We start from the raw sequence: 8205 nt of genomic DNA, 5'->3' as shown, positions 1-8205 counted from the left end.
CAGGCGGCCAGGCAGAAGCGGATGCTGCGCTTCGCCAACATGGAACTGCTGGAGAGCGTGGCCCCCAAGCGGCCCGCCCGCTGGCGGCACCTGTCCGCGATCCTGCTGGTGCTGTCGCTGGTGCTCTTCACCATCGCCATGGCCGGCCCGCAGAACGACGTCAGGACACCGCGCAACCGCGCCGTGGTGATGCTGGTGATCGACGTGTCGCAGTCGATGCGGGCCACCGACGTCGCGCCAAGCCGACTGGCCGCCGCCCAGGAGGCTGCCAAGCAGTTCGCCGACCAGTTGACGGCAGGCATCAACCTCGGGCTGATCGCCTACGCGGGCACCGCGACGGTGCTGGTGTCGCCGACGACCAACCGCGACGCCACCAAGGCCGCCATCGACAAGCTGCAACTGGCCGACCGCACGGCGACGGGTGAGGGCATCTTCACCGCGCTGCAAGCCATCGCGACGGTTGGCGCGGTCATCGGCGGTGGCGACGCCCCGCCGCCCGCGCGCATCGTCCTGATGTCCGACGGCAAGGAGACGGTGCCGTCGAACCCGGACAATCCGAAGGGCGCCTATACCGCCGCCCGCACCGCCGACGACCAGGGCGTGCCCATCTCCACGGTGTCCTTCGGCACGAAGTACGGCTACGTCGAGATCAACGGCCAACGCCAGCCCGTGCCGGTCGATGACGAGATGCTGCAGAAGATCGCCGAACTGTCCGGCGGCAACGCCTACACGGCGTCGAGCCTGGAGCAGCTCAAGGCCGTGTTCACCTCACTGCAGGAGCAGATCGGCTACGAGACCATCAAGGGCGACGCGAGTGTGGGATGGCTCCGACTCGGCTCGCTGGTGCTTGCGCTCGCGGCCCTGGCCGCACTGCTGATCAACCGCCGGCTACCCGGCTGACGAGCCCGGCCGATTTCGGCCGGGCCTACGCGAGACGATAGGTTGACGGTCATGCCGGACTTCGTTTCACGCTCTGTTCTGGTCACCGGTGGCAATCGCGGCATCGGCCTCGCGATCGCGCAGCGGCTGGCGGCGGACGGTCACAAGGTCGCCGTCACACACCGTGGCTCCGGGGCGCCCGACGGGCTCTTCGGGGTCGTGTGTGACGTCACGGACAACGCCGCCGTCGATCGCGCCTTCACCGAAGTCGAGGAGCATCAGGGCGCGGTCGAGGTGCTGGTGTCCAACGCGGGCATCTCCGCCGACGCCTTCCTGATCCGGATGACCGAGGAGAGGTTCGAGAAGGTCATCGACGCCAACCTCACCGGCGCGTTCCGGGTGGCCCAGCGGGCCTCGCGCAGCATGCAGCGCAAGCGGTTCGGCCGGATCATCTTCGTCGGTTCGGTCTCCGCCAGCTGGGGGATCGGCAACCAGGCCAACTACGCGGCCTCCAAGGCCGGCCTGATCGGCATGGCCCGCTCGATCTCCAGGGAACTATCCAAGGCCGGGGTCACCGCAAACGTGGTGGCGCCCGGGTACATCGACACCGAGATGACCCAGGCGCTGGACGAGCGCATTCAAGCGGGTGCGCTCGAGTTCATCCCCGCGAAGCGGATCGGCACCGCAGAAGAGGTCGCCGGGGCCGTCAGCTTCCTGGCGTCCGAGGACGCCAGCTACATCGCCGGCGCGGTGATCCCCGTCGACGGCGGCATGGGCATGGGCCACTAAGAGAGAGAAGGACTTTCACATGGCAGGGTTTCTCGAGGGCAAACGGATCCTCGTCACCGGCATCATCACCGATTCGTCGATCGCGTTCCACATCGCGAAGGTCGCCCAGGAGGCCGGCGCAGAGCTGGTGCTGACGGGGTTCGACCGGATGAAGCTGATCCAGCGGATCATCGATCGTCTACCGAATCCGGCTCCGCTGTTGGAACTCGACGTGCAGAACTCCGAGCACCTCTCGACCCTCGCGCAGCGCGTCACCGAGGTGATCGGTGAGGGCAACAAGCTCGACGGCGTCGTGCACTCGATCGGCTTCATGCCACAGACCGGGATGGGCATCAACCCGTTCTTCGACGCGCCCTACGAGGACGTCGCGAAGGGCATTCACATCTCGGCGTACTCGTACGCGTCGCTGGCCAAGGCCCTCCTGCCGATCATGAACTCCGGCGGCGGGATCGTGGGAATGGACTTCGACCCAACTCGTGCCATGCCCGCCTACAACTGGATGACCGTCGCCAAGAGCGCACTCGAGTCGGTGAACCGCTTCGTCGCCCGTGAGGCGGGACAGTACGGGGTTCGCTCGAATCTGGTTGCCGCAGGACCTATCCGGACGCTGGCCATGAGCGCCATCGTCGGCGGCGCGCTCGGCGACGCCGCAGGCGATCAGATCAAGCTGCTCGAGGAGGGCTGGGATCAGCGCGCGCCGCTGGGATGGAACATGAAGGATCCGACCCCGGTCGCAAAGACGGTGTGCGCCTTGATGTCCGACTGGCTACCCGCCACCACCGGCACGATCGTCTACGCCGACGGCGGCGCCAGCACTCAGTTGCTGTAGAGGATCGACCGCGGTGACCTTCGACGCCCTTCTGGTGCTGTCCTTCGGTGGCCCCGAGGGACCCGAGCAGGTACGGCCCTTCCTGGAGAACGTCACCCGTGGTCGCAACATCCCGCCGGAACGCCTCGACGGCGTCGCCGAGCACTACCAGCACTTCGGTGGGGTCTCACCGATCAACGGGATCAACCGTGCGCTGATCGAGCAGTTGCGCGCCGAGATCGGCCGCCGCGGGGAGCACCTGCCGGTCTACTTCGGAAACCGCAACTGGGACCCGTTCGTGGAGGACACCGTCGCGCAGATGCGCGACGACGGCGTTCGCCGGGCCGCGGTGTTCGCGACGTCCGCCTGGGGTGGCTACTCGGGTTGTACCCAGTACAACGAGGACATCGCTCGGGCGAGGGCCGCGGTCGGGGAGGGGGCGCCCCAGCTGGTCAAGCTCCGCCAGTACTTCGACCACCCTCTCTTCGTGGAGATGTTCGCCGACGGCATCGAGGCGGCGCGCGCAGCCCTGCCAGAGGACCTGCGGCCCGACGCGCGAATGGTGTTCACCGCCCACTCGGTGCCCGTGGCCGCCGACGAACGCCAGGGTCCCCGGCTCTACAGCAGACAGGTCGCCCGTGCGACGCGGCTGGTCGCCGAGGCGGCGGGATGCGGCGACTACGACCAGGTATGGCAATCGCGATCGGGACCTCCGCAGGTGCCGTGGTTGGAACCCGATGTGGGCGATCACCTTTCGGCGCTTGCCGATGCGGGCACCAAAGCCGTGGTGGTCTGCCCGATCGGCTTCGTCGCCGATCACATCGAGGTCGTGTGGGATCTCGACAACGAGTTGCGCGAACAGGCGGACCGGGCGGGTATCGCGCTTGCGCGCTCGTCGACGCCCAACGCCGATCCGCGCTTTGCCCAACTCGTAATGGACCTGATCGACGAATTGCGGGACGGTCGAACCGAGGCGCGGATGCCGCCGGGTGCCGACGACCCCGACGCGGTGGGCGGCTGCGGGTATGACGTCGACGGCGTGCCGTGCTCGTCGTCCCCGCGGTGCGTGGCTACCTACGCCACGCCGACTGCAGGATCGCGCTGACGGCAGCCAATCGCGCCGAACGCACGACGCCTACCAGTGGGCGCAACGCGTCGTTGGCGATCTGCATCTCCGACGACGACTGAAGCCCGATCGGCATCAGCCCGGAGCTGACCGTGATGATGGCATCGACGTGGGCGGCGTTCTCGAGGACCCGCAGCGCACGCTCCGGCGCATGGTCGGGTGCCCTGTGCAGGCGCGCCGATTCGAGGATCTGTTCGACGAGGCCGCGAGGGTCGGCGACGTCGGCCGACGTCATCCCGGCCCGAAGCGTGCCGAGGGCGTCTGCCGCGGAACGCACGGCGGCGCGCAGTTCGTATTCTTCGTGCCCGAGGTCCGATTGCCCGCCCATCGGTACCGCAGGCAGCGAGTAGACCGTCCATGCCAGCGCGATCGGCTCCGGGTAGTGGTCGGTGGATTCCTCGCCGGTGTGGTCTTCGAGATCGAGGACGTCGGGGTCGGTCTCGTCGTAGGCGAACTCGGGGACCAGACCGACCGCGCTGCTTCCCCCGTGCCACACGGTGATGGCCTCGCCCGCCGAGACGGCGTCGAGGGTGAACTGGGTGCCGGGAGGCAATCCGCGCACGTCCCCAGAGATCGGTAGCGCGACGGCCATCATGGGCTCACCGGACGGTGGCCCCGCTGCGGTGCGCAGCGTCTGCAGCAGCGACACCGCACCTGCGTCGGTGAGATCGGGCCACGGAAGCCCGGTGCGACCGGCCGCGACGGAATCGTAGGCGGTTACTGAATGCCTTGGTGCCCATAGGGATAGCGCATCGAGGACGTCGTCGGGCGCGGCAACGCCCGCGAGCCAGGCGTTGGCCCACACCGACAGAGAAACACTGGGGCACCACATGATGCACGCAGTGTAGTTGTTGACGGCTCGGCGAGCGGGATACACGTTAGGCTGGCGACATGGGTGCACTGATCTGGCTGGTCGCGGCACTGGCCTTGGCCGGCGCTGAGGCGCTGACCGGTGATCTGTTCCTGCTGATGCTCAGCGGCGGCGCGTTGTCGGCCGCGGGTGCCAGCGCGCTGTTCGGTGGACCGGTCTGGGTCGACGGAGCGGTCTTCGCGGCCGTATCGCTGTTGCTTCTGGTCGCGGTCCGGCCAGCACTGCGCCGCCGGTTCGCGGCGGGCACCGGCCTTCCGGAGCCGATGAAGGCTCTCGAGGGCAAGGGTGCGCTGGTGCTCGACCGGGTGGCGCGCCACGAAGGCCAGGTGAAACTCGACGGTCAGGTCTGGACGGCCCGACCGCTCGACGATGACGACGTATTCGAACCAGGCGACCACGTGACGGTCGTGCGCATCGACGGCGCCACCGCGGTCGTCTTCAAGGGCATCTGAAGGTTAGGGAGGGAACGGCAACATGGATGGTGCTTTCTTCGGGCTGATTCTGGCAGCGGTGTTGGTGATCTTCGCGATCATCGTCGTGGTCAAGTCGGTGAAGGTGATTCCGCAGGCCGAGGCCGCGGTGATCGAACGCCTTGGCCGGTACAGCAAGACCGTCTCCGGGCAGCTGACACTGCTGCTGCCGTTCATCGACAAGATCCGCGCCAGAGTGGACCTGCGCGAGCGCGTCGTGTCGTTTCCGCCGCAGCCGGTGATCACCGAGGACAACCTGACGGTCAACATCGACACGGTCGTCTACTTCCAGGTGACCGAGCCCCAGGCTGCCGTCTACGCGATCAGCAACTACATCGTCGGTGTCGAACAGCTGACCACCACCACCCTGCGCAATGTGGTCGGCGGCATGACGTTGGAGCAGGCGCTGACCTCGCGCGACCAGATCAACGGGCAGCTCCGCGGGGTGCTCGACGAGGCCACCGGCAGGTGGGGGCTACGCGTAGCACGCGTCGAACTCCGCAGCATCGACCCGCCGCCGTCGATCCAGGATTCGATGGAGAAGCAGATGCGCGCCGACCGCGAGAAGCGCGCCATGATCCTGACGGCCGAGGGCAACCGCGCGGCGTCGATCATGCAGGCCGAAGGGCAGAAGCAGGCGCAGATTCTCTCCGCCGAAGGTGCCAAGCAGGCGGCGATCCTGGCTGCCGAGGCCGATCGTCAATCCCGCATCCTGCGCGCCCAGGGCGAGCGCGCCGCGTCCTACCTGCAGGCTCAAGGCCAGGCCAAGGCGATCGAGAAGACGTTCGCGGCGATCAAGGCCGGTCGGCCGACGCCCGAGATGCTCGCCTACCAGTATCTGCAGACCCTGCCCCAGATGGCCAAGGGCGAGGCGAACAAGGTGTGGCTGGTCCCCAGCGACTTCGGTTCGGCGCTACAGGGTTTCACCAAGATGCTCGGCGCACCTGGCGAGGACGGCGTCTTCCGCTATCAGCCGTCGCCGGTGGAGGAGGACCTGCCGAAGCCCGAGGACGACTCCGCCGAGGTCGCCGAATGGTTCAACACGAAGTCCGACCCCGAGATCGCACAGGCGGTCGCGCAGGCGGTCGCCGAGGCCCGTACCCCGGGCTCGAGTGCCATCGACGGGCCGCCGCAGTACGCGCCGTTGTCGCAGCAGGCGCAGCCGCCCGCGGTGGACTATTCGCAACCGCCGGCGCCCCGGCACGGCAGCGCGGGGTAGTGAGCGCGCTGACGTCGCCGCGGACGTATGCGGCGCTGGCGGCGATTCAAGCCGGTGATGCCGTTGCGTGCGCTCTGCAGATCGCACCCATCAAGAAGGCCCTCGACCACGTCGGACTGGCCGACGAACTACGGCCGGTGTTGCCGATTGCGAAGGGTGCCTCGGCGATCGGGTTGTTGGCGGTCTACCGGTTCCCGGCGTTGGCCAGGCTAACGACGTTGATGTGCACGGTGTACTTCGCGTTGGCCGTCGCCTTTCACGTCAAGGCAAGGGACTGGAGCCCGGCACTGGTCGCGGCTTCGGCGTTTCTCGGCCTGTACGGGACGTTGACGGTGAAGGGGCCCAGTCGGGCAACGTGAGAGTCAGGGCGTGACGACGGGTTCGACGGCGTCGGCTTCCGATGCGGTCGCGGCGACCGGAGCGTGACGGCGGTGGCTGCGGATCTCGTAGACCAGCCCAGCGACGCCCAGGCTGGCGGTGGAGACCGAGATCAGGAACAGCAGCGGGCTGACGTTGCCGGTGAGCGCGTCGCCGAAGATCACCACGGCAGCCGTGCCCGGTAGCAGCCCGACGATGGTGGCCAGGGTGTAGGGCAGCACGCGGATCGCCGAGGCACCCGCCGCGTAGTTGAACACCGAGAACGGCACTACCGGGATCATCCGCATCGAAAGAACCGTCAGCCAACCCCGTTGCTGGAGCCGGCTGTTCAGCGCGTCGACCCTTGGGTGCCGAACGAGCCGGTTGAGCTGCCAGCCGGCGGCCCGGATCAGGACTAGCGCGATGACGGCACTCAAAGTGCTGGCCACCAGCGCAATTCCGACGCCAAGCAGGGGACCGAAGAGTAGCCCCGCGGCCAGGGTGAAGGCGGTGCGGGGAAAGGGAAACACCGTCACGACGACGTGGGCGGCGAGGAACGTCAACGGAAACCATGGGCCGACCGAGGTGGCCCAATCGCGCAGTTGAAGCGCAGTGGGCAGGGGTACCAGCAGCACGAGTGCGACGAGGATCACAGCTGCGGTCGCAATGGCCAGCACACGGCGCCGGGGAACCTGTTTGGCGGCCACGACGACGGCGGCGCTGACTGCGCGCAGCGTGCTGACGACGGGCTTCACGCTTTTCAAGGGTACGGGGCGTTGGCAGATACCTCCCCTCGGCGGGGCCGTGCGACCCCCGACCACGGGGATGACGCGTGATGCCGATCATTTAGCCTGATGGACGGGTGGTTCGTCACACGTGCGACAACAGGGAGATGCCGGTGTCCGTACAGGGGTCCAGTGCCAGCGCCGGCACGATGGAATCCGACCGCGAGGGATGGCGCGCCGCGGTCGCAGGCGTGCTGGCGAAGAGCAGCCGCAAGGACCCCTCCGAGCTGGGACCCGAACCCGAGCGTCTCCTCGATTCGCCGACGTACGAGGGCTTTCCCATCCGCCCCCTCTATACCGGGTTTGATGCCCTGCCTCAGCCTTCGCTGCCTGGTCAGTGGCCCTTCGTCCGCGGCGGCGACGCGCTGCGCGATGTCAGGTCGGGGTGGAAGGTGGCGGAGTCGTTCCCGCTCCCCGGAGGGCACGCTGCCGTCTCCGATGGCAACGACACGGTGCTCGCCGCATTGGCCGACGGCGTCAGTGCGATCGTGTTGCGGGTCGGTGCTGGCGGCGCCGCGGTGGCCGACCTGGACCGCATGCTCGAGGGCGTCTTCCTCGAACTCGTCCCCGTGATCGTCGAGGCGGGCGCGGACTACGTCGCCGCCGCGGATGCCCTGTTGGCGCTGGTGTCAAACTTCGCCGAGGACAAGCGCAGCACCCTGTCGATCGATCTCGGCGCGGATCCGTTGACGGCGTCACTCACCGACCGGACCGCGCCAACGGCCGACGAGGTCGTTGCGACAGCTGCCAAGACCGTCGGATTCGGCGGCGGCGTGCGCGCGGTGACCGTCGACGGATCCACCCTGCACGATCTCGGCGCCAGTGCGTCGTGGGAACTCGCAGGTGCAATCGCCGCAGGCGTGGCCTACCTGCGTCTGCTCGGCGACGGCGGGATCGGCGC

10 protein-coding genes are annotated in these 8205 nt (G+C 68.0%); 8 read left to right on the top strand and 2 right to left on the bottom strand.

The annotated features are described in order from the left end of the window. From QOD90_RS01520 to QOD90_RS01505, 4 genes are all read left to right on the top strand, one after another. The coding region (locus QOD90_RS01520) for a vWA domain-containing protein (RefSeq protein WP_526345970.1) at nt 1-900 on the top strand (900 nt) is incomplete at its 5' end. A 51-nt stretch (nt 901-951) separates the two neighbouring features. Next, nucleotides 952-1668: a 3-oxoacyl-ACP reductase FabG1 gene (fabG1, locus tag QOD90_RS01515; protein ID WP_526345968.1), complete on the top strand. Its 717-nt coding sequence runs from the start codon at nt 952-954 to the stop codon at nt 1666-1668. A 19-nt stretch (nt 1669-1687) separates the two neighbouring features. Beyond that, nucleotides 1688-2497 (top strand): NADH-dependent enoyl-ACP reductase InhA, encoded by an 810-nt coding sequence (inhA, locus tag QOD90_RS01510; RefSeq protein WP_526345966.1) that lies wholly within the window; start codon nt 1688-1690, stop codon nt 2495-2497. A 13-nt stretch (nt 2498-2510) separates the two neighbouring features. Further along, nucleotides 2511-3581 carry a ferrochelatase gene (locus tag QOD90_RS01505; RefSeq protein ID WP_526345964.1) on the top strand — a complete coding sequence of 357 codons (1071 nt, stop codon included), beginning with the start codon at nt 2511-2513 and terminating at the stop codon, nt 3579-3581. On the opposite strand, the gene QOD90_RS01500 is transcribed toward QOD90_RS01505, so the two are convergent. Continuing rightward, nucleotides 3547-4434 carry an Rv1486c family protein gene (locus QOD90_RS01500; RefSeq protein ID WP_526345962.1) on the bottom strand — a complete coding sequence of 296 codons (888 nt, stop codon included), beginning with the start codon at nt 4432-4434 and terminating at the stop codon, nt 3547-3549. The genes QOD90_RS01505 and QOD90_RS01500 overlap by 35 nt on opposite strands. A 59-nt stretch (nt 4435-4493) precedes the next feature. Between QOD90_RS01500 and QOD90_RS01495 the strand changes: the two genes are divergently transcribed. The 3 genes from QOD90_RS01495 to QOD90_RS01485 are packed head-to-tail and all read left to right on the top strand — an operon-like array spanning nt 4494 to nt 6521. Further along, entirely contained in the window at nt 4494-4925 is a 432-nt protein-coding gene (locus tag QOD90_RS01495; RefSeq protein WP_526345960.1) for an NfeD family protein, read from the top strand. 22 nt (nt 4926-4947) lie between these two features. Next, nucleotides 4948-6162: an SPFH domain-containing protein gene (locus QOD90_RS01490; RefSeq protein ID WP_526345958.1), complete on the top strand. Its 1215-nt coding sequence runs from the start codon at nt 4948-4950 to the stop codon at nt 6160-6162. Further along, nucleotides 6162-6521: a DoxX family protein gene (locus QOD90_RS01485; protein ID WP_526345956.1), complete on the top strand. Its 360-nt coding sequence runs from the start codon at nt 6162-6164 to the stop codon at nt 6519-6521. The genes QOD90_RS01490 and QOD90_RS01485 overlap by 1 nt, the downstream gene beginning before the upstream one ends. Before the next feature lie 3 nt (nt 6522-6524). Here the strand turns inward: QOD90_RS01485 and QOD90_RS01480 are convergent, their stop codons facing one another. Further along, nucleotides 6525-7274: a TVP38/TMEM64 family protein gene (locus QOD90_RS01480; protein WP_526345954.1), complete on the bottom strand. Its 750-nt coding sequence runs from the start codon at nt 7272-7274 to the stop codon at nt 6525-6527. Between the two features lie 137 nt (nt 7275-7411). Here QOD90_RS01480 and QOD90_RS01475 point away from each other — a divergent pair. Continuing rightward, nucleotides 7412-8205 (top strand): methylmalonyl-CoA mutase family protein (locus tag QOD90_RS01475; RefSeq protein ID WP_526345952.1); only part of this gene is annotated, 794 nt, incomplete at its 3' end.

Source organism: Mycobacterium sp. (assembly GCF_032161845.1).
In the GTDB taxonomy this organism is placed as follows: Bacteria; Actinomycetota; Actinomycetes; order Mycobacteriales; family Mycobacteriaceae; genus Mycobacterium.
Note: the sequence above shows the minus strand (reverse complement) of the source record. Positions and strands in the feature narration are given on the sequence as shown.

What these genes read in the sequence shown, in the direction of transcription:
- QOD90_RS01490 (WP_526345958.1), top strand. Translation starts at nt 4,948, where the DNA reads ATGGATGGTGCTTTCTTCGGGCTGATTCTGGCAGCGGTGTTGGTGATC.
- fabG1 (WP_526345968.1), top strand. Translation starts at nt 952, where the DNA reads ATGCCGGACTTCGTTTCACGCTCTGTTCTGGTCACCGGTGGCAATCGC.
- QOD90_RS01495 (WP_526345960.1), top strand. Translation starts at nt 4,494, where the DNA reads ATGGGTGCACTGATCTGGCTGGTCGCGGCACTGGCCTTGGCCGGCGCT.
- inhA (WP_526345966.1), top strand. Translation starts at nt 1,688, where the DNA reads ATGGCAGGGTTTCTCGAGGGCAAACGGATCCTCGTCACCGGCATCATC.
- QOD90_RS01500 (WP_526345962.1), bottom strand. Translation starts at nt 4,434, where the DNA reads ATGTGGTGCCCCAGTGTTTCTCTGTCGGTGTGGGCCAACGCCTGGCTC.